Annotated in this window: 20 protein-coding genes; 10 read left to right on the top strand and 10 right to left on the bottom strand. The window is 41.0% G+C overall.

Annotation, left to right across the window (positions count from 1 at the left end):
- Window positions 1-84 precede the first annotated feature (84 nt).
- Entirely contained in the window at window positions 85-1,791 is a 1,707-nt protein-coding gene (gene recJ, locus ACPPVU_RS04540) for a single-stranded-DNA-specific exonuclease RecJ (RefSeq protein ID WP_426670511.1), read from the bottom strand.
- 161 nt (window positions 1,792-1,952) lie between these two features.
- Between recJ and ACPPVU_RS04535 the strand changes: the two genes are divergently transcribed.
- A complete protein-coding gene (locus ACPPVU_RS04535; RefSeq protein ID WP_426670510.1) occupies window positions 1,953-2,723 on the top strand; it encodes an MBL fold metallo-hydrolase in 771 nt (256 codons plus the stop codon).
- A gap of 73 nt (window positions 2,724-2,796) precedes the next feature.
- Here ACPPVU_RS04535 and ACPPVU_RS04530 read toward each other — a convergent pair whose 3' ends face one another.
- The 4 genes from ACPPVU_RS04530 to ACPPVU_RS04515 all read right to left on the bottom strand — a co-directional run bounded on the left by ACPPVU_RS04530 (window position 2,797) and on the right by ACPPVU_RS04515 (window position 7,724).
- The gene (locus ACPPVU_RS04530) at window positions 2,797-3,216 is read right to left on the bottom strand and encodes a response regulator (protein ID WP_426670509.1); all 420 of its coding nucleotides are present in this window, start codon (window positions 3,214-3,216) and stop codon (window positions 2,797-2,799) included.
- A 158-nt stretch (window positions 3,217-3,374) separates the two neighbouring features.
- Window positions 3,375-3,686: an antibiotic biosynthesis monooxygenase family protein gene (locus tag ACPPVU_RS04525; RefSeq protein ID WP_426670508.1), complete on the bottom strand. Its 312-nt coding sequence runs from the start codon at window positions 3,684-3,686 to the stop codon at window positions 3,375-3,377.
- Window positions 3,687-3,808: 122 nt separating this feature from the next.
- A complete protein-coding gene (gcvP, locus tag ACPPVU_RS04520; RefSeq protein ID WP_426670507.1) occupies window positions 3,809-6,718 on the bottom strand; it encodes an aminomethyl-transferring glycine dehydrogenase in 2,910 nt (969 codons plus the stop codon).
- 289 nt (window positions 6,719-7,007) lie between these two features.
- A complete protein-coding gene (locus ACPPVU_RS04515; RefSeq protein ID WP_426670506.1) occupies window positions 7,008-7,724 on the bottom strand; it encodes a pyridoxine 5'-phosphate synthase in 717 nt (238 codons plus the stop codon).
- An 88-nt stretch (window positions 7,725-7,812) separates the two neighbouring features.
- Between ACPPVU_RS04515 and ACPPVU_RS04510 the strand changes: the two genes are divergently transcribed.
- The 5 genes from ACPPVU_RS04510 to ACPPVU_RS04490 all read left to right on the top strand — a co-directional run bounded on the left by ACPPVU_RS04510 (window position 7,813) and on the right by ACPPVU_RS04490 (window position 13,116).
- Entirely contained in the window at window positions 7,813-8,805 is a 993-nt protein-coding gene (locus tag ACPPVU_RS04510) for a polysaccharide deacetylase family protein (RefSeq protein ID WP_426670505.1), read from the top strand.
- Window positions 8,806-9,019: 214 nt separating this feature from the next.
- Window positions 9,020-11,395: a hypothetical protein gene (locus ACPPVU_RS04505; RefSeq protein WP_426670504.1), complete on the top strand. Its 2,376-nt coding sequence runs from the start codon at window positions 9,020-9,022 to the stop codon at window positions 11,393-11,395.
- 67 nt (window positions 11,396-11,462) lie between these two features.
- Window positions 11,463-11,855: a hypothetical protein gene (locus ACPPVU_RS04500; protein ID WP_426670503.1), complete on the top strand. Its 393-nt coding sequence runs from the start codon at window positions 11,463-11,465 to the stop codon at window positions 11,853-11,855.
- A gap of 10 nt (window positions 11,856-11,865) precedes the next feature.
- Complete coding sequence (locus ACPPVU_RS04495) at window positions 11,866-12,267, top strand: DUF5655 domain-containing protein (RefSeq protein WP_426670502.1); 402 nt, start codon at window positions 11,866-11,868, stop codon at window positions 12,265-12,267.
- A gap of 84 nt (window positions 12,268-12,351) precedes the next feature.
- On the top strand, window positions 12,352-13,116 hold the full coding sequence (locus ACPPVU_RS04490; RefSeq protein WP_426670501.1) for a carboxypeptidase-like regulatory domain-containing protein: 765 nt from the start codon (window positions 12,352-12,354) through the stop codon (window positions 13,114-13,116).
- Window positions 13,117-13,894: 778 nt separating this feature from the next.
- Here the strand turns inward: ACPPVU_RS04490 and ahcY are convergent.
- The 3 genes from ahcY to ACPPVU_RS04475 all read right to left on the bottom strand — a co-directional run bounded on the left by ahcY (window position 13,895) and on the right by ACPPVU_RS04475 (window position 16,628).
- On the bottom strand, window positions 13,895-15,211 hold the full coding sequence (gene ahcY / locus ACPPVU_RS04485) for an adenosylhomocysteinase (protein ID WP_426670500.1): 1,317 nt from the start codon (window positions 15,209-15,211) through the stop codon (window positions 13,895-13,897).
- A 52-nt stretch (window positions 15,212-15,263) separates the two neighbouring features.
- Window positions 15,264-15,686, bottom strand: coding sequence for a bactofilin family protein (locus ACPPVU_RS04480; RefSeq protein ID WP_426670499.1), 423 nt, complete (start codon window positions 15,684-15,686; stop codon window positions 15,264-15,266).
- Between the two features lie 63 nt (window positions 15,687-15,749).
- Window positions 15,750-16,628 (bottom strand): M23 family metallopeptidase, encoded by an 879-nt coding sequence (locus ACPPVU_RS04475; RefSeq protein WP_426670498.1) that lies wholly within the window; start codon window positions 16,626-16,628, stop codon window positions 15,750-15,752.
- A gap of 219 nt (window positions 16,629-16,847) precedes the next feature.
- Here ACPPVU_RS04475 and ACPPVU_RS04470 point away from each other — a divergent pair, with 219 nt between their 5' ends.
- Window positions 16,848-17,258, top strand: coding sequence for a BrxA/BrxB family bacilliredoxin (locus ACPPVU_RS04470; protein WP_426672243.1), 411 nt, complete (start codon window positions 16,848-16,850; stop codon window positions 17,256-17,258).
- A gap of 286 nt (window positions 17,259-17,544) precedes the next feature.
- Here the strand turns inward: ACPPVU_RS04470 and ACPPVU_RS04465 are convergent, their stop codons facing one another.
- Window positions 17,545-19,917 carry an ABC transporter permease gene (locus ACPPVU_RS04465; protein WP_426670497.1) on the bottom strand — a complete coding sequence of 791 codons (2,373 nt, stop codon included), beginning with the start codon at window positions 19,915-19,917 and terminating at the stop codon, window positions 17,545-17,547.
- 255 nt (window positions 19,918-20,172) lie between these two features.
- Between ACPPVU_RS04465 and ACPPVU_RS04460 the strand changes: the two genes are divergently transcribed.
- The 3 genes from ACPPVU_RS04460 (at window position 20,173) to ACPPVU_RS04450 (ending at window position 24,471) form a co-directional block, all read left to right on the top strand.
- Window positions 20,173-21,453 (top strand): amidohydrolase family protein, encoded by a 1,281-nt coding sequence (locus tag ACPPVU_RS04460; RefSeq protein WP_426670496.1) that lies wholly within the window; start codon window positions 20,173-20,175, stop codon window positions 21,451-21,453.
- Window positions 21,454-21,462: 9 nt separating this feature from the next.
- The gene (locus ACPPVU_RS04455) at window positions 21,463-23,973 is read left to right on the top strand and encodes a M1 family aminopeptidase (protein ID WP_426670495.1); all 2,511 of its coding nucleotides are present in this window, start codon (window positions 21,463-21,465) and stop codon (window positions 23,971-23,973) included.
- A 129-nt stretch (window positions 23,974-24,102) separates the two neighbouring features.
- Window positions 24,103-24,471, top strand: coding sequence for a hypothetical protein (locus ACPPVU_RS04450; RefSeq protein WP_426670494.1), 369 nt, complete (start codon window positions 24,103-24,105; stop codon window positions 24,469-24,471).
- On the opposite strand, the gene ACPPVU_RS04445 is transcribed toward ACPPVU_RS04450, so the two are convergent.
- Window positions 24,461-25,282 carry a sterol desaturase family protein gene (locus tag ACPPVU_RS04445; protein ID WP_426670493.1) on the bottom strand — a complete coding sequence of 274 codons (822 nt, stop codon included), beginning with the start codon at window positions 25,280-25,282 and terminating at the stop codon, window positions 24,461-24,463. The genes ACPPVU_RS04450 and ACPPVU_RS04445 overlap by 11 nt on opposite strands.
- Window positions 25,283-25,316: the final 34 nt, after the last annotated feature.

Here is a 25,316-nt window from a genome sequence, read left to right as displayed (position 1 = left end):
TCTAAATACTAAACTCTAAATTCTAATCTTGAATTAAATTCCAAACTCTATTAACTCATTTATTTAGAGTTTAGAATTTAGAGCTTAGAGTTTCCCAAACCGTATTCCTTTTATATTCAATTGTATAGAACGCTTATCGCGCCAAATATTTTCTTCGATGTGATAACAAATATCGAAAGGCTTCCCGGCTTTTATTTCGGGCAAATGCATTCCCTGGTTAAAGGCGATACAATCAAACCCCGGTGAACCATCCTGCATAACCGTCATTTTTAGATGATTCTCGCCCACTAAACCAGCATAACCGCTAACATACACATTACGACTGATAAATACAGGCGACATATTCTCGGGTCCAAAAGGAGCAAACTGGTTTAATATCCTGAAAAATTTAGGTTCAATTTGCTTTAACGCCAACTCTGCATCTATTGTTATTTCCTGTATCAATTGTTCATCGGTGATACTGGCACATACCACCTCTTCAAATCGCTCTATAAAAGCGTCTACATTCTCGGGATGCATGGTTAACCCCGCCGCATATTTATGGCCGCCAAACTGGATCAACAGGTCCTTACATTCGCACAGTGCTTCGTACAGATCATACCCCAACACCGACCTTGCCGAACCCGCAACATGGCCGTTGGATCGTGTGAGGACAATAGTAGGGCGGTAATATTTCTCAGTAAGGCGCGATGCCACAATACCTATCACCCCCTTATGCCATTTCTCATTAAATACCACGGTTGATTTACGGCCAACCATCATTTCATCATTAGCGATCATGCTTAAAGCTTCGTCGGTAATGGAAAGATCATGCCCCTTTCGTTCCGTATTTTTTCCGTTGATGAGCATGCCTTTTTCCCTTGCCTCATCTTCATGACAAGCGATTAGCAATTCCACAGCATGTTTGGCATCATCGATACGCCCGGCAGCATTAATACGCGGACCGAGAGTAAAAACCACGTCCGATATGGTATAGCTATTTGTCCGCCCGGCGATCTCCATCAATATTTTCACCCCGATACATGGATCACTATTCAGCTTTAGTATGCCGAAGTGAGCCAGCACCCGGTTCTCGCCGGTGATGTGCACAATATCGCAAGCAATGCTGATAGCGACCAGGTCGAGATAGCAGGCTACTTCTTCAAAATCAATATCATTTTTTTCGGCATAGGCCTGTATCAGTTTAAAACCTATCCCGCATCCTGAAAGTTCTTTATAAGGATAACTACAGTCGCTTCTTTTGGGATCAAGCACCGCAACGGCTTCAGGTAATTCCTTTCCCGGCAGGTGGTGATCGCAGATCACAAAATCAATCCCTTTAGTATTAGCGTAGGCAATTTTATCTACTGACTTGATACCGCAGTCAAGCGCTACTATCAGGCTGAAACCATTATCCGCCGCATAATCGATACCTTCTGTGGATATACCATATCCTTCACGATAACGATCGGGAATATAATATTCGAGGTGTTTATAACGCTTATTAAAAAAGCTGTAAACCAAGGCTACGGAAGTAGTGCCATCTACATCATAATCACCATAGATAAGAATCTTCTCTTCTTTTGCAATTGCAGTTTCAATCCGCTCAATAGCTTTCTCCATATCAGCCATCAGAAAGGGATCATGCAAATGCCTCAGATCAGGCCTGAAAAAATACTTGGCATCATCATAATTAGTTATGCCCCTGTGGATAAGCAAAGTACTTAAAACAGTATCGATAGTAAGTTCATCAGCCAGTTTTTTGACATCCGCATTATCTGGCTTTTCCCTTACTGCCCATCGTTTATTCATATCTTTGTCGCTTAAAACAGTAAAGATATACAAATGTGCGGATGATTTTTAATGTGCAGATATGCAAATGTGCGTATGTGCAAATTAATTAATTGAGTACAAGCGGGTGTTCTATAATCATCTGCACATTTGAAATCTGCACATCCGCACATCAAAACACTATGGAGATTTTTGCATTAGGCGAAGGGTCTTACTCTGTCGATTCCTCTAAAAAGTTTATACCCTTTGATCCTCAAACCGATAGCGCTAAAGATCGCCCGGGCTCTTTGTTTATCCACGTTAACCCGTTTTTGGTTAAGACTACTGATGACCTGATCCTGTTTGATAGCGGTTTGGGTTTTAAAGACACACGTGATGAACTGCTCGTTCATCAGCATATCCGCAATGCCGGCTTTGATCCGGAGGAAGTAACACTGGTATTAATGTCGCATTTGCATTATGATCATTCGGGCGGCTTAGTGGTAGAAAGAAACGGTCGTCTCGGGCCCAGCTTTCCGCATGCCCTGCATGTGATACAAAAAGGCGAATGGGAAACTGCTATTGCCGGCAGATCATCATCCTATCATAAAGAAATTTTTGAAGCTTTAAAAGATTCAGTAGAAATTCAGTTTGTAGAAAACTCAGGAGAGTTGAAACCTGGCATAAGGTATGAACTATCAGGCGGCCATTGCCCATTTCACCAGGTTTTTTGGATAGATGACAAAGGCGATAAATGTTTTTTCGGTGGCGATGAACTTCCCGAGCCTGAACAATTATTAAGAAAATTTATAGCTAAATATGATTACGATGGTCGTAAGGCAATGCAGTTGCGCGAAGAGTATGGGAAAATAGCGGCTGAAGAGAAGTATACTTGCTTATTTTATCATGCCAAATCAAATCCTGTTGGCAAGGTGGGCTTTACTGATGATCATTTTACAATAACGCCGGTTTAATTGTGATAAGGTCTGAAGGTTTATCGGGGGACTATATATTTAAATGAGTTTGCCGTTTAAAATCAGGCTATAGTCAAACGTGATTGGCAACCTCAAAAAGCTCTTTTATTTTCTCCACATTTAAAGGTTTCGAAATAAAGTCTTTAACAACCGGGTACGAACGTGCTTTATTAATATCATTGCTAAATACTGATGAAGATATGATATAAACCTTTGACTTACCTAACGGATCTATATTCAGACGGCTGTATTCATCCAAAAATTCCCAGCCATTCATGATAGGCATATTGATATCCAGCAAAATATAATCTGGCAATTTAGAAGGATCGTTACGCTGGATATCCAGCAAAAGATCAATTGCATATTTGCCGTGAAGACAAGCCATAATATCAGTATTTACTAAGGCTTTTTTTATTAACTTGATGGAAATAAAATTATTTATTTCGTCATCATCAACCAGCAAAATGCTTACGGTACCGTTAGTGTTAGTCATATGAACGTTATACGGGGCGAAAAACTAAAAGGTTATGCAGGTACATTGTGCAAGCCAAAAAACTGGGTGTTTTTTTGCTTACGTTACAAGTTACCAATTTCTTACGAGTTTTACTTAAATTATTCTTTAAAACGTAAAGCGGCAAGTATAAATTGCATTCAAAATCCATAATCGCGTTCCACTTTACATATCCGGACCTTATATTGCTCATACCATTTTTCGCGCCCCTGCTGCTGGGCAAACAAATGCCGGGCATTTGCTTTCCAGTTTTTAATAGCTTCTAACGATTCCCAATAAGACACCGTTATGCCAACCTCTTCCCTTGCGGATTCAATACCAAGGAAACCCGGTTGCTGCCTGGCCAGCTCTTCCATTTCAACAGACATGGAGCCGTAGCCATTATCCCCATCGGTACGCAATGAGGTGAAGATAACAGCATAGTAGGGCGCTTGTGGGGTGTTAGCGATCATATTTTTGATGTGCAAATTTCAGATATGCGAATGATGTGCAAATTTCAGATGTGCAGATGTGCAAATAATTTATTTTTTTCATCTGCACATCCGCACATCTTCATATCTGCACATTTACTCAATCACGTTCCAAACTCAGGGGTCGTTACTTCACTTTCTTCAAATTCATAGTCCGTTAATGGCGGGCATGAACAGATTAATGTCCTATCACCATAAGTATCATTAACGCGACCCACCGATGGCCAGAATTTGTAGGCAGCCACATAAGGCAGCGGGAATGCCGCTTTCTGACGGCTATAAGGATGATCCCACTCATTACCTGTAACTACAGCAACAGTGTGAGGTGCATTTTTTAATGGATTATTTACCTTGTCAGACAAGCCTTTCTCCACATTATCAATTTCATGACGAATAGAGATCATGGCATCGCAAAAACGGTCAAGCTCATGTTTAGGCTCCGATTCTGTCGGTTCAACCATCACCGTGCCCGCAACCGGGAAGGATACAGTTGGTGCATGGAAGCCATAGTCCATTAAACGTTTTGCTATATCAGTAACCTCAATACCAAAGTTTTTGAATGCACGGCAGTCCAAAATCATTTCGTGTGCACAACGGCCATTGGCACCGGTATACAATACAGGATAATGATGTTTCAACCTTGTGTTGATATAATTAGCATTCAATATCGCATAACGGGTTGCATCAGTTAAACCTGTGCTACCCATCATCGCGATATAAGCATGAGAGATGATCAATATAGAAGCTGAACCCCATGGCGCTGCCGAAACCGCGTGGATAGATTTGCCACGGTCGATATCAACAACTGCATGTCCCGGTAAATAAGGCACCAGGTGTTTTGCAACACCGATAGGGCCCATACCCGGACCACCACCACCGTGAGGAATACAGAATGTTTTATGCAGATTCAGGTGGCAAACGTCAGCACCAATATTAGCCGGACTTGTTAAACCAACCTGAGCATTCATATTGGCACCGTCCATGTAAACCTGTCCGCCATTTTGGTGAATGATCTCGCAAACCTCAACAATAGCTTCTTCAAACACACCATGTGTTGAAGGATAAGTTACCATCAGGCATGACAGATCATTTTTATGTTGCTCTGCTTTTTCTTTCAGGTCCGCTACGTCGATATTTCCATTCTCATCGCATTTTATTACCACGATCTTCATCCCGGCCATAGCTGCTGACGCAGGATTGGTACCGTGAGCAGACGATGGGATCAATGCGATATTACGATGACCTTCGCCCCTGTCGTGATGATAAGCGCGAATCACCATTAAACCGGCATATTCACCTTGAGCACCGGCGTTTGGCTGCAGGCTCATGGCTGCAAAACCTGTAATTTCTGATAACCAGTTATTCAGCTCGTCAAACAATTGCATGTAGCCGCCTACCTGGTCGGCAGGAGCAAACGGGTGCATCTTGCTAAACTCAGCCCAGGTAACAGGCACCATTTCTGTAGTAGCATTCAGCTTCATGGTACATGAGCCTAATGCGATCATCGAGTGACATAAAGAAAGATCCTTAGCCTCTAACGATTTAATATAACGCAGCATCTCATGTTCTGAGTGATGCGAGTTGAAAATACCATGTGTTAAATAAGCAGATTTACGCTGCAGATTTGCAGGAATAGTAGTTTGAATGTTTGATTTTAATTCATCAAAACTCACATCGCTCAGGCTTTTGCCTTTTACTTTGGCAAAAAAGCGAACCATGGTTTTAATATCTTCCGGAGAAGTAGTTTCATCAACAGAGATCGTAACTACAGAGCCTTCATAATTCAGGTTCATTTCATTATTGATCGCCTCAGCATGAATAGGGCCGACCAAATTACCCAGATCAAATTTCAGCGTATCGAAATAAGACTCGTTCAACTGCTCATAACCTAATTGCGCCAGCGACTTCGAAAGCAATACCGACAAACCATGTATGCGTTCAGCAATTAACTTAACACCTTTAGGGCCATGATAAACGGCATAACAACCGGCCATAATAGCCAACAAAGCTTGTGCAGTACAAATATTAGAAGTTGCTTTATCCCTGCGGATATGCTGCTCACGGGTTTGCAGAGCCATACGCAAGGCGTAGTTCCCGGCGCTGTCAATGGTAACCCCTATAATGCGACCCGGTATAGAGCGTTTATATTCTTCTTTAGTAGCAAAAAATGCAGCATGCGGACCACCAAAACCCATCGGCACACCAAAGCGTTGGGTTGATCCAACTACCACATCAGCACCCCACTCACCCGGAGGCGTTAATAATGCAAGACTCATGATGTCGGCAACAACAGTTAGCTTAATGCCTTTTTCGTGACCTTTAGCTGCAAAGTCAGAGTAATCATACACCGCCCCGTGTCCGGCAGGGTATTGTACTATTGCTCCGAATATATTTTCGTTCAGTTCAACCGTGCGGTGATCGCCGATTTGAATCTCTATACCGTAAGGCTCTGAACGTGTTTTTAAAATATCGATAGTTTGCGGGAACACTTCGTCCGATACAAAAAACACTTTAGCATTCTGATTTTTGCGCAGGCTGTACTGCATAAACATGGCTTCAGCAGCGGCAGTGCCTTCATCCAAAAGCGAAGCGTTGGCAATCTCCATTCCGGTCAAATCGATCACCATGGTCTGGAAATTCAGCAAAGCCTGTAAACGGCCCTGTGCAATTTCAGCCTGGTATGGAGTGTATTGAGTATACCACCCCGGGTTCTCCAATATATTGCGCTGGATAACACCTGGCACGATCACATCATAGTAACCCTGACCTATGTAAGACTTAAATACCTTGTTTTTTGATGCAGTTTGTTTAAGTGTATTCAGATAATCAAACTCGCTTTTTGCAGGCGGCAGGTTAAGCGGCTTTTTCAACCTTATGCTCGCCGGAATGGTTTGATCGATCAATTCATCAAGTGAACTTACACCCACTGTTTTTAACATTTCGGCCGTATCTGCCTCATTTGGAGCAATATGCCTGTTCTGAAATCTTTCCTGATAATCTGCGTTCAGCTTCATGAATTCAATGTCCCTTTAAATTTTTTGCAAAGGTACAATTTTGAAATATGAGTAACAATGAGATAACCTTATAGTGACAATGGTTTTATTTAAAAAAAATCATTTGATTTTTTTTAAGAGCCAAGAATCAGGAGTCAAGAATCAAGATTAAAAAAATATAGTCCTGTGGGTTCTTTCTTGACTCCTGATTCTTGACTCTTGATTCTTGGCTCTTGACTCCTGATTCTTGATTCTTGGCTCTTGACTCCTGATTCTTGGCTCCTGATTCTTTACTCTTGATTCCTGCGTTCTAAGCCAATTGCCGCAAATACAACTGTATCGTGTTCTCAAGACCATAATAAAGCGCATCGCTTATCAGCGCATGCCCTATACTTACTTCATCCAGACCAGGTATATTTTCAGCAAAATATTTCAAATTATGCAGGTCAAGGTCGTGTCCCGCATTTAATCCAAGTCCCACTTTTTGTGCTACCTCGGCAGCTTTAATATAAGGCGCTATCGCCAGCTCTTTACCCTGACTGTAATGCGCTGCATAAGCTTCAGTATACAGTTCAATACGATCAGTTCCCGTAGTAGCTGCGGCTTCCACCATTTCAACTACCGGATCAACAAATATGGATACCCGTATCCCTGCATCTTTAAAAACGCGGATCATATCCTTCAAATATGCCTGGTTCTTAATCGTATCCCAGCCATGGTTTGAGGTGATCTGCCCCAAAACATCAGGCACTAAAGTCACCTGCTCGGGTTTATTGGCCAATACCAGATCGATGAATTTTTGCTCCTGGCAATTTCCTTCAATATTAAACTCGGTGGTTACAATTTTCTTTAGTTCGAAAACATCGTTGTAGCGGATATGCCTTTCGTCTGGCCTGGGATGTACAGTTATGCCCTGTGCACCAAAGTGCTCACAGTCTTTGGCAACCTGTACCAGGTCTGGATTATTGCCTCCGCGCGAGTTACGTATGGTGGCAATTTTATTAATATTGACAGATAATCGGGTCATTTAAGCAATACTTTTATAGCGGTAAATATCATTATTACTTGTTTAACATCTAAAACAATTTTCTGATTCGTTTATTTGTGACCTTAATATGAATACTCCGATCAAATTTTTGCTTTTTATCTTATTAATGTGCTCTTTCACATTAGTTCATGCCCAGCAAAACTTTCTCAATATCACCAATTACCGTGTTTACTACGGTTGGGCACATAATTACCCACAGGATTGGGTCGTATTACGCAAATTTGAAAATCAAAGCAAAGAATATCTGCTATTGGTCAATCCCCAAACCCTGCAAACTAAAGTAAACGAAAGCAGCTTTTACCAGGTAAAACCAATGACCTTGGCCGAAACCCGTACTTTTTTTAAAAGCACACCTTATGAAAAAGTAATAAGCAAGGTAGAAAAACATTCGGTAAGCATACAGGATGCCGGTATTGAACGCGGCATGCCTACAGAAACAGGAATCAGCCTCACAGCCGACCTCTGCCCATCGCATCGGCCCCTCGACAGGAGGATATTTACCACAATGATCGCCGAATTTCAGAAAGTAGAAAAGCCGGCGCCAATCGCTCTTTCTGTAAGTGGCCTATGGATGTTAAAGCACAAAGAAGATTTAGAATGGCTAAAAAAACTACGTAATGACGGCGAGATACGCATCACCTGGGTAAATCATTCCTACAATCACCGGGTAAGTAAAACCGCCCCGCTTAAAATGAATTTTTTGCTTGAGCCCGGTACCGATATCAACTATGAAGTATTGGCAACAGAAGAACTAATGCTGAAGAATGGTCTCGTCCCTTCCATATTTTTCCGTTTCCCCGGCCTGGTGTCCGATCAGCAACTGGTTTATAAGATCACAGATTTTGGACTCATACCCATCGGTTCTGATGCCTGGCTTGCCAAAGGACAACAACCTCAAGCCGGCAGCATTGTGCTGATACACGGCAACGGCAATGAACCGGTTGGTGTAAATGATTTCATCAAATTGCTCCAGTCAAAAACAAAGCAGATCGCCAATAAACAATGGCTCCTATATGATCTGCGCGAGACTGTTGATGAGGACGCAGAAAGTTCGGATTAGTTTTAATTATAACTGATACCTGGTAAACGTAACAATACAGCAACGCATTTGCATTGCCTGCCCTTTTTTTATATTTTCACTTATTATCACAATGCCACTTCCTTATTAAAAGGCTAAAACAAATATTAAGAACCAAAAACTTATATATTTGAAATCCTGAGTATATCATGCAGCAGCGGCTTTGCGATAATCCATGTTAACTATCGAATAATAAATGATCAAATTAAAGGGTATTCTTCTATTTCTACTGCTATGGTCATTTCATTGCTATGCTCAAAAAAGAGACGGCTGTATTTTGGGTGATTGCAAAACCGGCATCGGTACGTTAACTTTTCCGGACGGCAGAAAATACGGAGGCAATTTCGTTGACGGGAAAATGAGCGGAAAAGGAAACATGACCTGGCCCGACGGCAAAAAATATGTAGGGTACTGGAAAGATGATAAATTCAATGGCCCCGGCATATTTACCTGGCCCGGCGGGCATGAATACCAGGGCGATTGGAAAAATGGCTACAAAGATGGGGGCGGAACAGAAACATGGTCGCTAAAAAACATATACTCCGGTGAATTTAAAGGCGGGCGCAGAAGTGGACAAGGTACGATGACCTGGCCCGACGGAAGGAAATACGTAGGCGAATGGAGCTATAATATGCAAAATGGACAGGGGTATGAGACCTGGGCCAACGGGGAAAAGTATGTAGGTGGCTGGAAAAATGATGCGAGAGAAGGACAAGGAATAGACACTTATCCCAATGGTAATAAATATGAAGGTGAATGGGCCGCAAACCTAAAGCATGGAACAGGCGCCATGACCTGGACCGATGGAAGAAGATATGTGGGCGAATGGGACAATGATATGCAAAATGGGCATGGGGTGCTAACCTGGAAAAATGGGGAAAAATATATTGGGGAGTGGCTGGATAATAAAAGGAGCGGTCATGGGGTGCAGAATTATTCTGACGGAAGTAAATACGACGGTGAATGGGAAGAAGATAAGCAGAATGGATTGGGGACCAAAACCTATGCTGATGGCAGCAAATATGAAGGTCAATGGAGGGACAACAAAAAAGATGGAAGCGGAACGCTCACCTTTGCAAACGGCACCACTCATGTTGGCATATGGAAAGCAGATGTTTTTGACCAAGATCAAAAAAGTTTGCCGGTTGATAGTCCTGTAGCTACTGCGCCTAAGGTCGCAGCAGTTATACCTGCCGACCTAAAAGTTATTGGTCTCACCTTTAATGACAGCCTCGGTAACAAAAACCATGTTTTAGATGCTAATGAAACCGGAGAAATAAAGTTCATCTTGTCAAACCAGGGTAAAGGGGATGCGAACAACCTGATCGTTGAGATCCAGGATATGAATTATACCCAGGCAGTAAGTTATGAAACCAGGCAGAATTATTCTTCACTGCCAGCCGGTCGACAAATGAAAATATCTATACCTATAACAAGCAATATGACCCTGGCAGAAGGTGAAACAAACTTCAGGATACAGTTGCATGAAGGTAACGGATTTGATGCAGGTCCATTTTATATCTCATTTAAAACAAGGGAATTTATTAAGCCACAAGCATTGGCAATTGACAAAACACCGGTTGGATGCCTTTTAGGTAATTGTAAAGATGGAAAAGGCACCATGGTTTTTTCGGATGGGCGAAGATATAAAGGTGGATGGAAAAATGGAAAAATGGATGGCGTGGGTACCATGATATGGCCGGATGGCCGCAAATATGATGGCGAGTGGAAAGCCGACAGGCAAAATGGAGAGGGAATTGAGATAGGGGCAGATGGTAGCAAATATTCCGGCAATTGGAGTGATGGCTATAAAGAAGGAAAAGGAACCTCCATTTCGGCTATCGGAAGAAAATATGTAGGGCTATGGAAAGCGGATAAACAATCCGGAGAGGGGTATATGATCTGGCCAACAGGACAAAAATACCTGGGGAAATGGAAAAACGGGGTCAGAAGCGGGCAAGGCCAGATGCTATGGACATCGGGTGATAAATATGAGGGACAGTGGAAAGATGATAAACAAAACGGGCAGGGTGTATTTTATTACGCAAATAAACAGATTTATGAGGGCGAATGGAAAGATGATCAAATAAACGGCCTTGGAACAATGATAGACGAAACCGGCAAAAAAAAGATGGGCGAGTGGAAAGATGGCGTTTTTGTTAAAGTAAGGAAATATGACTATATCGAAAAGGCGCCAAATCCTAAATCTCCAGCCGATCTGGAAATAGTCAACATCAGTTTTTCAGACAATTTGGGCAACAATAATCATATACTGGATGCCAATGAAAAAGGAGAAATAAGGTTCACACTTTCAAACCAGGGCAAAGGTGATGCCTATAATATGGTGATTGAAATAAACGATGTCAATTTGACCAAAGGCATAGCCTATGATAACAAACAAACCATTCCCCGTTTGCAGGCAGGTAAAGAAGTAGTTATGAAATTCCTAATTTCAGGCAAGAGCGATCTGGTAAGCGGTAATGCCAATTTTAGCATCAAAATTTCAGAAGGGAATGGCTCTGATTCAGAAACAGTCTTTGCTAATTTTAAAACACAGGGAAAAGCGTTATAGGCACAAAGCGGTCAATATTAACAATGTTTAACATCTGGTTATAGGTTTTACTGACTAAATTTAGTTTATGAAACATATATTCATTATCTCAGCTATTATCTTATTATCTGTACCCCGGTTATCAGCCCAGAATATTACTCCTGCAAAAAATGCTTCAAAGTATTTTGGCTATAAAATTAAGGTGTGCGATAAGGTATATGGCAGCAGCCATACTTCAGATGGAACGTTATTATATCTTGGCGAAGAATACCCCAAACAACTATTAACGCTTTTCATTAAAACAGCTGATCTCTCCAAATTTAAAGGGCGTCCTGATATCGACTTCAAAGGAAAAGATATCTGCATAACGGGAGTGGTAGTCAGCGATAAGGGCAAACCCGAAATTGTATTAACCGATCCTAAACAGATTAAACCTTACATGGTAGATAGCCCGGTAAAGCAAAAGTCATCTGTAAATTGATCATACAAACATGAGCTGGATTTGTCCCAAATGTGAACGGGAACTAAAGAAGCCCAACCAGATACATTACTGCATTAAAGTAAGTGTTGATGATCTGTTAAAAGACCAGAGCGAAGAACTTGTTTTAGCATTTGATAAACTACTGGCCGAAATTGCCGATTGGGACGGCGTAACCATAAGCTGTTCAAAAAACTGCATCGTATTTGTTCGTAATCAAACTTTCTTTGTGATAAGGCCAATGAAAGGCCTGCTAGACCTCAAGTTTTATTCGCCCAAATTACTTGAAGACTCTATTGTTACCAAAAGCACGTTTTATTCAAAGAGGTATGAAAATCATATCCGGCTGACTTCTTTAGACAAACTCACTCCACGGGTATATGCTCTTATTAAAGAATCATACAACCTGCTATGATCTGGCATTTGTTAAGTTTTGTTAAAAATTAGCCATCAACTAAAATATCAGTTATTTTTATACTAAACCTGATCTGCTATTTTAATGAAGAGCTTTCAACTTTTAATTGCATTTGGATTAATAGCATCGTGCTCCACGCTTTATGCTCAGCAATTGAGCGGATTGGTTATAGATCGCAATACCTTGCTTCCCATTCCACACGCTACCATCATTGCATCAAAGTATACCACAACTACATCCGCAAAAGGAGTATTTACACTTTATGATCTTCATCGCGGTGATACTATTAAGATCACATGCATTGGTTATAAATCACATTTCCTGGTTTATTCGCAAAGGGTGGCTGATACCATCCCCGTATATTTAGAGCAATCAACAACATCATTGCAAAGTGTGGTTATTATTGGCAAACGCCCATCTAAAATCGATTCTATTAATTTAAGAAAAGAGTTTGCACCAGTATTTGCCTACAAGGGCACTACGTTTAAGGATGTCTTTATGCCCAATTCGAATAATATTCTCCCCTATAACGACTTTATTACCTCAACCAATAACATGACAACACTGGTAAGCGTTAACCTGCTTTCAGTTATTGACTGGCTTGGTAAGAACAAAACGCCAACATCAAAATTACAGCAAACACTGCTTAGGGATGAGCAAAGCAATTATGTCGATCAGGTATTTTCCAGGCCAAAAGTGGTTGAGCTGACCCGTCTTAAAGGCGACTCTCTGCAAACCTTTATGGATAAATATCGCCCGTCTGCCGGGACGGCCCGTACCATGAGCGATTATGAGATGATGATTTATATTAAGAAGTGTTATGCGGAGTTTGTGAAGCCCGGGAGATGAAGGTCTAGTTAATTATATAACATTATATTTGGAATGCTCTTGTCACGTTTTTACCAACAAGGAATCTAAAATAAGCTTAAAGTTCCGTCCTATTCAGTGTAAGCCGTAATCAATACTATGTCCTTGCCATGTATTAGAATAGGCTGATGTGTCCTTTAAAGGAAATTTTGATACTATTTCGCTAAAGCGATTTTCTATACGTTGTTGTTCGAGAGAATCTAATTTAGATGTCGGATTACATTTCCACTTCTTGTCCTTGAATTTTATAACCCAATCTATTCCTACTGAGTGGTCTCCTTGATCATAAGTGACCAAGTATATTTCTTTCGGCGACTTATTAAATTTCAATGTCCTTGTATAATTACCACAATAACACCAACAGTGGGAATTACTATCTGGCATTTCATCGGGTGATAAATCTTCATGAATTGAATATGTTGTGTCGCTTTTAGCCTGATCAACTAATAGGGAATCAAGTATCTCTCCTCTATATGGGACTTGAAATTTCAAACGATTTTGTATATGAAAGTATTCGGCATCAGTGTATCTGCCAGTGTTCATAAAACCATTCCCAAATGAATATATCCACCCAAAAAAGCCAATTATCAAAAAGATGGTTATTCCCAATAAAATATAATATAAATACTTGACCATTGATCTGCTTAATCTTCAATTCATAAATGTATTAAATTCCAAAAACAAAAAAGGCACGATCCTAAAACCATGCCCTTCATATTTTTGACTTCAGACTCAGTACTGAAGACTCAAGACTCAAAACTTAATAACGGTAATACTCCGGTTTAAACGGACCATTAACTGGCACACCGATGTATTCAGCCTGGTGCGGATCAAGTTCTTCCAGTTCAACACCAATTTTAGCAAGGTGTAAACGGGCAACTTTTTCGTCCAGATGTTTTGGCAGGGTGTAAACTTGGTTTTCGTATTTATCACCGTTTAACCAAAGCTCTAATTGAGCCAAAGTTTGGTTGGTGAATGAGTTACTCATCACAAAGCTTGGGTGACCGGTTGCGCATCCTAAGTTTACCAGGCGACCTTCAGCTAATACGATCAGGTCTTTACCGTTGATGGTATATTTATCAACCTGTGGTTTAATTTCAACTTTGGTGTTACCATAAGTTCCATTTAACCAGGCCATATCAATTTCATTATCAAAGTGACCGATATTACAAACGATAGCTTTATCCTTTAATGCACGGAAATGCTTTTCGCGCAGGATATCGCAATTACCTGTAGCAGTTACCACGATATCAGCCTCTGTTATAGCAGTTGATAATTTTTTAACTTCAAAACCTTCCATAGCTGCCTGCAACGCACAGATCGGGTCGATCTCAGTTACGATAACACGAACGCCAGCGTTACGCAATGAATCGGCAGAACCTTTACCCACATCGCCATAACCGCAAACAACAGCTACTTTACCAGCCATCATTACGTCTGTGGCACGGCGAATAGCGTCAACCAGTGATTCACGGCAGCCGTATTTATTATCGAATTTTGATTTGGTCACCGAGTCGTTTACGTTGATGGCAGGCATTGGCAATGTGCCATTTTTCATCCTTTCATACAAACGGTGTACACCGGTAGTAGTTTCTTCTGATAAGCCTTTAATGCCGGCAATCAGTTCAGGGTATTTGTCCAGAACCATGTTGGTCAGGTCACCGCCATCATCCAATATCATGTTCAATGGCTTGCGGTCTTCACCAAAATATAGTGTTTGCTCGATGCACCAGTCAAACTCTTCAGCGTTCATCCCTTTCCAGGCATAAACAGAAGTACCGGCAGCAGCAATAGCCGAAGCAGCATGATCCTGTGTTGAGAATATATTACATGACGACCAGGTCACTTCAGCACCCAACGCTTGTAATGTTTCAATTAAAACAGCGGTTTGGATGGTCATGTGCAGGCAGCCTGCAATGCGGGCACCTTTTAATGGTTGTGACGCGCCATACTCAGCACGCAATGCCATTAAGCCGGGCATTTCTGCTTCAGCAAGGCCAATCTCTTTGCGGCCCCATTCGGCCAGCGACAAGTCTTTTACTTTGTATTTGGTGTAAGCGGTTTCTACTGATGACATAACATTTCGATTTTAAAATGCAAAAGTAATCAATAGAAATATCTTAATGAAATCAGACTGCCTCCGCTTCAACAACTTTTGCCTGTTTTTCCTGTTTTGAGCTATGATTTACAGGAGCTGATCCTGACATAGATAACTTACCATTATGTGTACCACCCGGTTCAACCTGCAATACCTGTGTCTTTATATCACCGGTTATACGGCCTGTACCTCTTATTTCTAATGAGTGGACATTTATATTACCATTAACTGCACCATAAACTATCATTTCCTTGGTAACCACATTCCCTTTGATCAGAGCTTTCTCGCCCAGTATCAAACCTTCATCAATGTTTACATCACCGTTTATCTGCCCTTCTATACGCACATATGCCGGAGCTTTCAGATTACCATCTAACAAACACCCTTCACTGATCAGTGTTGATATCACTTGCTGATCAAGTTCGATTTTGTTCTTTTTTGAAAAGATAGCCATAGTTTTATTTAGTTAATTGTTAGGTGAGCCGGATCAGGGGGGCCTGATCAGAACTCACTGATATTAGTTATTTAAAGTCAAAAATTTGATCGGGTTGATCGGCTTGCCATTTTTTCGCACTTCATAATGCAAATGCGAGCCGGTTGAACGGCCGGTTGAACCTACTTTTCCGATCACATCACCTGTGCTTACAGACTGCCCTTCCTGAACATTAATATGAGAAAGGTGCCCATATAATGTCTGGAAATCGTTTTTATGCTGAACGATAATACAATTACCGTAACCACCTTTCCAGCCTGTGAAAAATACTTTACCATCCGCTGTAACGTGTACGGGGTCGCCGGTTGCTCCTTTAAAGTCAATACCCGGGTGCAATTCTGCATTTCCTGAGTCGAAAGGATTACTACGATAACCAAACATTGAAGTTATAGCGCTTATACGCGGATAGCCCATAGGGGTAAAGGCTACACTGTTTAACAAACGGCTTAAATAGTCGTCATAAAGGGAATATTTTTCGTTATCTGTTAATTTGGAAGTTTCCGTCTTATCATCACCGCCTACAGATTTTGTTGAAAAGCCTTTTAAGCCTCTCTTGCGAAGATAATCATTGATCTTTTCAAGCTTACCCTGTATAGATTGTATGTATGATGAAGCAGTATTTGCATTAGCCGCAGCAGTAGCGGATGCAGCCATTGCAATAGGCAATTTGCCTTTAAGCTGAGCGATCTGGGTCAGCAGTTGCTGTTTCTCCAGTTCGTGTTCTGAGTTCCTGGAATTCAGATAGATAATTGTTCCCACCAACGCAATCACCAGGCATATTACTGAAGCAATATAATGCTTCATTCTTTTCAAATGCTTTGTTTTTATACGTATAGCCTGCGTTTGTTCCTGGCTCTTATTGACAATAATGATGGTACTAAAATTGGTAAGTTTTAGGTTCATAGTCTTAGTTAGGGTTACAATAGTGTATGCAATATATAACAATAGACGCACAAAAATCCAAAATATTTCGATTCTTGTTAATAAATTCAAAACCTTTGGTCACTATAATTACCATTGGTACTGTATACGGGCTTCGTCAGCAAAATGTTATTATTGCGTGTAGTATAATTTACTTTTAAATCATTTAGTAACTTTACAGGAAATTTTTAAAGCGATATGATGTACCCAGAATATTTAGTTACCCCAATGCGGGAAGAACTTACAAAAGTTGGTTTTGAAGAGTTGAAAGATGCGGATGCGGTAAAACAAGCTATTGAAAGCGAGGGCACTGTATTTATAATGGTAAACTCAGTTTGCGGTTGTGCGGCGGCTAATGCCCGCCCGGCAGCAAGAATTGCCTCTAAAAACGAAAAACACCCTGATAAACTGGTAACAGTTTTTGCCGGGATGGAAAAAGATGCTGTTGATACTGCACGTAATTATATGCTGCCTTATCCTCCGTCATCACCAGCTATGGCCTTATTTAAAGATGGCAAACTGGTTCATATGATCGAGCGCCACCAGATAGAAGGCCGCCCTGCACAAATGATAGCCGATAATTTGATCGGTGCATTTGAACAATACTGCTAATAATTTTAAGTCCAATTAAATAAAAAGACCCGCTATCATAAAACATAGCAGGTCTTTTGCTTTATATCCCCGTTTACTCGCTTCTCAAGCTTTTTATCGGGTTGATTTCTTATCATGATAGAAAATTCTAAACTCTAATAACTAATCTCGAAATTCTAAATTCTAATGACGAATGACCATTGACGAATGACGTTTGGGAAATTCTAAGTTCTAAATCCTAATGACTAATCTCGAAATTCTAAATCCTAAACTCTAATGACCATTGACTAATGACTAATGACTAACATCACTCTGAACGCAAACTCTTTATCGGATTAACCAAAGCCGCCTTTATCGCTTGTAAACTTACAGTTGCTAATGCGATCAATATGATCAACCCGCCTGCCAGCGCAAACACCCACCATTGTATAGGTGTGTGATAGGCAAAGTTTCGCAGCCACGCATTCATACCGTACCATGCTACCGGGGTAGCAATAAGCATTGCGATAACCACAAGCACCAAAAACTCTGATGATAATAAAGCAAACAATGATCCTACACTTGCGCCTAACACTTTGCGTATGCCTATTTCCTTTAAGCGTTGTTCAGCAGTGAACATGGCCAGACCTAATAGCCCAAGACAAGAAATAAATATGGCCAGGAAAGCAAATCCGTCAGAAAGCTTCTTTACGATCTGTTCGCTGTTATATAATTTGTTGTATTGATCATCAGAAAAAGTGTAGGTAAATTGAAAATTAGGGTTCAATTGTTTAGCAACTGTCTCCAGGCTGGCCAGTGCTTCTTTAGTTTTTCCTGGCATAGTGCGTACCAGTATACTGCCATAATCCACATTCTCACTAAACCGAAGTATCAATGGTTCGATCTGGTCATGAAGCGAGCTAAAGTGGAAATCTTTTACAACACCAATGATCTTACCTTTATTCCCCCACATGGTTAAATATTGCCCTATCGGATCAGGGTAGCCTAACCTTTTTGCAGCAGTTTCATTAATCACATAGGCGTTCGTGTCTGTAGCGAAGCTTTTTGAAAAATCACGTCCGGTGGCCATTTTCAATTTCAGTGTACTGAAAAAATCATAACCAACGGCGGCATTGGAAAATGAGATCGAAGTATTCGGAGTTTTTCCTACCCACTCAACACCTATCGTTGAAGATTGCAGGTTTGTAGGCTGACTTGTACTCTCTGTAATTGACTTAATTCCAGGCATTTTTAGCGCCTCATTCTTAAACACCTCATAGTTTTTCACAAGGTTTCCTTCCAACGGAATATAAACCATATTCTCCCTATCAAACCCGAGATTGATAGATTGGATATATGATACCTGGCGCGAAATGATGATAGTCCCGATGATCAATACTATCGAAAGCACAAACTGAAATACCACCAATCCTTTGCGGAACAGTGTTGTACCCGAATCAAGCTTCAAAGTGCCCTTCAATACTTTAACAGGATTAAACGACGACAGGAACAAGGCAGGATAACTACCAGAAACCACACCTGTAATCAGCGTAATTACCAATAATTTTATCCAGAATTGCGCCTCATGAAAAGGCAGTTCAATTTGCTTTTGGGTGACCTGATTAAATAATGGCAGCAACGCAACCAGTATGAACAACGAAACCGCTACAGCCATAGAAGTAAGCAATAACGACTCACTGATAAATTGCCTGATCAATACGCCCCGCACTGCGCCTACCACTTTTCTTATGCCTATTTCTTTGGCCCGTTTTACAGACCGTGCTGTAGTCAGGTTCATAAAGTTGATACAGGCAATCAGCAAAACAAATACTGCCACGATGCTGAACAAGTGCACATATTCTATTCGGCCGCCATCAATTTTACCTTCTTTAAAATTACTGTGCAGGTATACCTCATCAAACTTTTGCAAAGCCAGTTCCTCAGTAAATGTGCCTGGCTTTTCATCTGCATCCAGTTTCTCGAGTAAATGCCTTACTTTCTGGCCAACCACCTCAGGATTTGCATCCGGGCGTAATTGGATGTATGTATATGGTGTGTTATTGCCCCATTTCTTTGCCCACGGATTATCCTCCAGAAACGAAAACCAGTTGATCAGGTAATCAAATTTGATAGAAGAATTTGTACCAACATTTTCAAATACCGAGGTAACTATAAAATCCTTACGGTTATCCAAACGAACTGTTTTACCCATCGCCGACTGTGCGTTTCCAAAGAAATCCTCAGCCATTTTCTTTGATATCGCAATATCTGATACAGTATGTAATGCCTTCTGTGCATTACCCAGTATTAGCGGATAACTAAACATCTTAAAGAAATCAGCATCCGCAAAACCGCCTGTCAATTTGATGATCTTATCGTCAACTTTAAAAGTATGCTCTTCATTAAAAATGGTGTTTACAGCATACTGCACTTCAGGTATCAAACGTTTCATTTCGGCCGCTAAAACGCCTGGGGTATAATATTGCCCGTTAACTTTATTATCATAATGTTGCTGTTCATACACCTGGTATAAATTCTTCCCATTTTTATGGAAAGCATCCATATTCAGCTCGTTCTGAACCCATAACAAAATCATCAAACTGCAAGCCAGACCTACTGAAAGTCCGGCCATATTAATAAATGTGTGTGCCTTGTTCCTCACTAAATTGCGCCAGGCGACTTTTAAATAGTTCCTAATCATAAATAGTACGTTTATGTTGTTCGTAATACGTCACGTATTCTTAATAAAAGCCGTGCCATTAAATCAAATATTTGAAATACAATACATTATGAAATATATCAATAGTTCACTGTTCGGATACGAACATCAGGTGTCCGATTTTGGCCGTTTAGACGTCATTTTTAAAATGACATTTGTAACATACTGAGCTTATGTGCGTCTTACGCATTTATATAAAAAACTTTCTAATTTAGCCTGATATTAACTGAACATTTCATGCGCAAACTTAGCTTCATACTGCTATTGTTTTTTGTGTCCTCAGCATTTGCACAAAAAACATACATCCATTGCGGTCGCTTAATCGACGGCATATCCAACCAGGCCCAAACAGAAATGACCATCGTTGTTGATGGCAAATTGATTACCGATATACAAAAAGGCTATACAACCGGCGGTGCGAACGATAAGGTGATCGACCTGAAAAATAAAACTATAATGCCCGGTTTAATTGATTGCCATGTCCATTTGGAGAGCCAGGGCAGCAAAAATTCAATAGTCGAAGGTTTTATTCTGACCGATGCCGACATTGCTTACCAGGCCGAAGTTTATGCCAAAAGGACGTTAATGGCTGGTTTTACAACCGTAAGAGATCTGGGCGGAACAGGCGTAAATATCAGCTTGCGCAAAGCGATAAAACATGGACTTGTTGACGGACCACGTATTATCACTGCTGGTCGCGCGATCTCAGCAAGCGGCGGCCATATGGATGGATCTGTAGGCTTTCGTAATGATGTTTTTGATCATAAAATGGGACCAGACGATGGTGTGGCTGATGGCAGGGACGAACTGATCAAAGCTGTTCGTTTGCAGATCAAACGAGGATCAGATGTGATTAAAATTGCTTCTACCGGCGGTGTGCTCGATCTGAGTGAAAACGGTTCAGGTGCTGAATTTACAATTGATGAAATAAAAGCAGTTGTAGAAACAGCGAAAGATTATGGCTTACGTGTAGCCTGCCACGCCCATGGTGCAGAAGGCATCAAACGCGCAATTTTAGGTGGTGTTACTTCTATTGAGCATGGTACATTTATGAACGATGAGGACATAGAGCTTGCCAAAAAATATGGCACTTATTTAGTTCCTACAATTATTGCGGGTAAGTCCGTAGCTGATTCAGCCAAAATACCCGGGTATTTTCCACCGGTAATTGCACGCAAAGCATTGGAAGTGGGCACGCAAATTCAAAAGAATTTTGGTAAGGCATATAAGGCAGGCGTAAAAATTGCGTTTGGTACTGATGCAGGTGTATATGCACATGGTAAAAACTACATCGAATTCCAATATATGGTTGAAGCCGGAATGCCACCTATGGAAGCAATAAAAGCAGCTACCACTAACGCCGCTGATCTTTTGGGGATGAGCGACCAGATTGGCAGCATCAGCAAAGGAAAATCTGCTGATATTGTAGCAGTCGACGGCGACCCGTTAGCAGACATTAAAACAATGAAAAACATGGCCTTCGTTATGAAGGAAGGAAACATCTATACAAATCAATAATTAACAAATATGGTTCATCTTAAAATGCTTGCTTCAATTGCTCTTTCGGGTGTATTGATCACAAGTTTACACATTGCTTACGCACAGGATTCCACTTCCAAAGCGGAAGATCCGTTAATGAAAATCTACCGCGCAACACCTCCAAAGATCAATGATCTTGTACACACCAAACTGGATGTGCATTTCGATTACAAAAAATGCTATATGTATGGCAAGGAGTGGGTTACTTTAAAGCCTCATTTCTATCCTACAGATACCCTGCGCCTGGACGCAAAAGGAATGGATATCAAAAATATTTCGGTAGTTAAAAACGGCAAAAATATCCCGCTAAAGTATAAGTACGAAGACAGCCTCAGCCTGGCTATCAATCTGGATCAGGTGTATCATAATAACGAATCTTATACCATCTATATTGATTATACCGCAAAACCAAACCTGCTAAAAGCAAGAGGCAGCGCTGCGATAAACGATGCAAAAGGCCTTTATTTTATCAATCCGGACAGCACTGAAAAAGACAAGCCGGTTCAGATATGGACACAGGGAGAAACTGAAAGTTCATCGGCATGGTTCCCTACTATTGACAAGCCCGAACAAAAAACTACCGACGAGATCAGCATGACCGTTCCGGCAAAATATGTTACCCTGTCAAACGGCCGCCTGGCTTCGCAAAAGAAAAACAGCGATGGCACCCGCACCGATACCTGGAAAATGGAATTACCACATTCGCCATACCTGTTTATGATGGCTGTGGGCGATTTTAAGATCTATCATGACAAGTGGCGCAACAAAGAGGTAAACTATTACCTGGAGCCGAAATATGCACCTTACGCCAAAGAAATTTTCGGAATGACTCCAGAGTTGATAGAATTCTATTCAAAAACTTTGGGTGTTGATTTCCCATGGAACAAATACTCACAAATTGTAGTGCGTGATTACGTAAGCGGTGCAATGGAAAATACCACTGCTACCTTGCATGGCGAGTATGTACAGGGCACCCATCGCGAACTGATAGATCGTTATTACGATCAGGGCAGAAGTACCATTGCGCATGAATTGTTCCACCAATGGTTTGGCGATTATGTAACCTGCGAAAGCTGGAGTAATTTGACAGTAAATGAATCCTTTGCAGATTTTAGCGAAATGCTTTGGGCTGAACATAAATATGGCAAAGATGCTGCGGATGAGCACAGTCACGAGGCACTAATAAATTATCTTGAACAACCCGATGCTGCAACCAAAAACCTGGTACGTTTCCATTATGCTGATAAGGAAGATGTATTTGATGTGGTTACCTATCAAAAAGGCGGTCGAATTTTAAATATGCTGCGTAATTATTTAGGAGATGCCGCCTTCTTTAAAGGTTTGAACATCTACCTAAAAACCAATGCCTTTAAAAACGGTGAAGCACAGCAACTGCGCCTGGCCGAAGAAGAAGCCAGTGGTCGCGACCTGAATTGGTTCTTTAACCAATGGTATTACGGTGCCGGGCACCCTATGTTGGATATCAACTACAAATGGGACGAGGCTTCAAAAACTGAAACTGTTTACCTGCTTCAGAAACAGGTAGGACAAACATTTAAACTACCTTTTGCTGTTGATATTTATGCAGGTGGCAAAAAAGAGCGTCACAAAGTTTGGATGAACGATAAAATGGATACCCTAACTTTCCACTCAGACGTTAAACCAGACCTGGTAAATGTTGATGCTGACAAAGTACTGCTTGCCCTAAAAACAGACAATAAAACGCTTGACGAATTTGCATTCCAATATGCTAACGCCCCGTTATACATGGACCGTTATGAGGCTTTGGAAGCAGCCCAGGGAAAACAATCAGAAAAAGCAGGGGCCAAAATCGTCCTGGCTGCTCTGAAAGATAAATACTATGGCCTGCGTGAACAAGCTATACTGGCATTGAATATGAAAAGTGATGACATTCACAGCGCGGCTTTACCTGTATTAACTTCATTAGCGCAAACAGACGATAACACATTGGTACGTGCCGCTGCAATGACCGTCCTTGCCAAACTTAAAGCGCCAGGCAACATGGATATCTTTAAACAAGCATTAAAAAGCGAATCATATGCTATACAGGGTGCAGCTTTAAATGGCATCAGCCAGTTAGATCCGGCTCAGGCACTACAGTTAGCCAAAGGCTTTGAAAAGGATAACAGTGGCGCACTTACCCCGGCTATTGTATATGTATATGCTGAAAGTGGGAATTCTGCAGAGTGGTCTTTCGTTTATAAGCAATTTAACAGCGCCGATGTTAACGGTAAATTTGGCATGATCAGGAGTTTTGCTAAAATGACCGGGCATGTAGATAATCCTGCTGACGCACAACAGGGCATTGAATTGATAAAGGGCATGGGTATCAAATACAAAATGTATACTGGTGTAGGTCCTTTTATTATAGGCTTACTAAATGACATTAAAACGCAACGCGCTAATCTAAAAGACGACGTTTCTGCAAAAGCAGCCGCAGATGCAGTAAAAGTTGTTACCGATGCGAATAGTAAATAAGTGATATTCTCTAAAAATGAAAAAGGCAGGCTTTATTTCAGCCTGCTTTTTCATTTTAACATTTTACGCCAAAAAAATAACACATTTTAACAATCAGATAGGTTATATTAGTACTAAAACAAATTAGCCATGAAAAAGATATTGCTATTTCTGTTTATGATCGCCGTTGCTTCTCAACTAAAGGCACAGCAATTAACTATCAAACCATCTGATTCGCTTTTCTTTAAAGCACCAAAAAACATGAAGTTGCAGCAATTTAATCTGAATGATAGCAGCCTGTTCAAAAACTTTCAGAATCTGCCAAAGTCGCAGCAATTGGCGGCATTACCTGGTTTTAGCACTGCAGAGTTATTTTACAGTAACATGCCGGTAGTCCGGGTGAGTGGAGATATTGATAATATGCCGGTAGCTAAAGTTGAAGGCAACATTGATAGGATGCCGATAAAAAGTGTGAAAGTTGTTCCGCTTAAAAACACTCAACCATTAGTTACCCCTTAATCTTTTGCAATTCTGCATCAGGAATTAACTTACTTTGTTCGCGTTGCGCTATAACGCTATCGAAGCTTTTCTCATATTCAGGGTGATTAGTTTTCATCAGCCTGTCCCAGATATTAAAATATAAGCCGTAATTACATTTCACCAAACGATGGTGCATGTTATGATGAGTTGAAGTATTATGCCACTTAAAAATACGGTGGCTCGCAAACCCCTTTGGGAAAAGCTCAAAACCCAAATGTCCGATCACATTAAGTGCTATGGCATATATGGAAAAAGCAGCCAGTGCCGTCGGGTGGTACGGCATTGAAAACGCAATAAGCGGAATGATCCCTATTTCTACCACTGCTTCAATAGGATGAAATGCATAAGCGGCAAAGGGCGTAGGATTGGTAGATAGGTGATGCGTTTTATGTGCGATCTTAAACAAAGGCTTCCAGTGCATCAGCCTGTGCGTCCAGTAGAAATAAGTATCGTGTATAAAGATCATCAGCACAATGCTGAACGAGAAGTATACGTACCCATGCTCGCCGATATCATTATATACCCTTGTTAACCCCTTTTTGCCGGCTACGATCGTAAGGACAATGATTGCTCCAAAAATGAGCATGGTGAGCATAGAGTAACCTATCTCCCTTAAAATATGCTTATTTTCCGGGTAACGCTGCTGTATCTTAGCATACCAGAATTTCCGGTTCTTCCACACATAAAAAACCAGGTAAAATGATCCAGCAAACAAAAAATATCTTGAGCTTATGTTAAAAAGCGCTTTGGCTATCTCACCTGCCTTAGATAAAGTTGAATCTGAGATCATGATAATAAGACGTTTATCTCATTAAAATATTTTA

The organism is Mucilaginibacter sp. McL0603, assembly GCF_049992945.1.
In the GTDB taxonomy this organism is placed as follows: domain Bacteria; phylum Bacteroidota; class Bacteroidia; order Sphingobacteriales; family Sphingobacteriaceae; genus Mucilaginibacter.
Note: the sequence above shows the minus strand (reverse complement) of the source record. Positions and strands in the feature narration are given on the sequence as shown.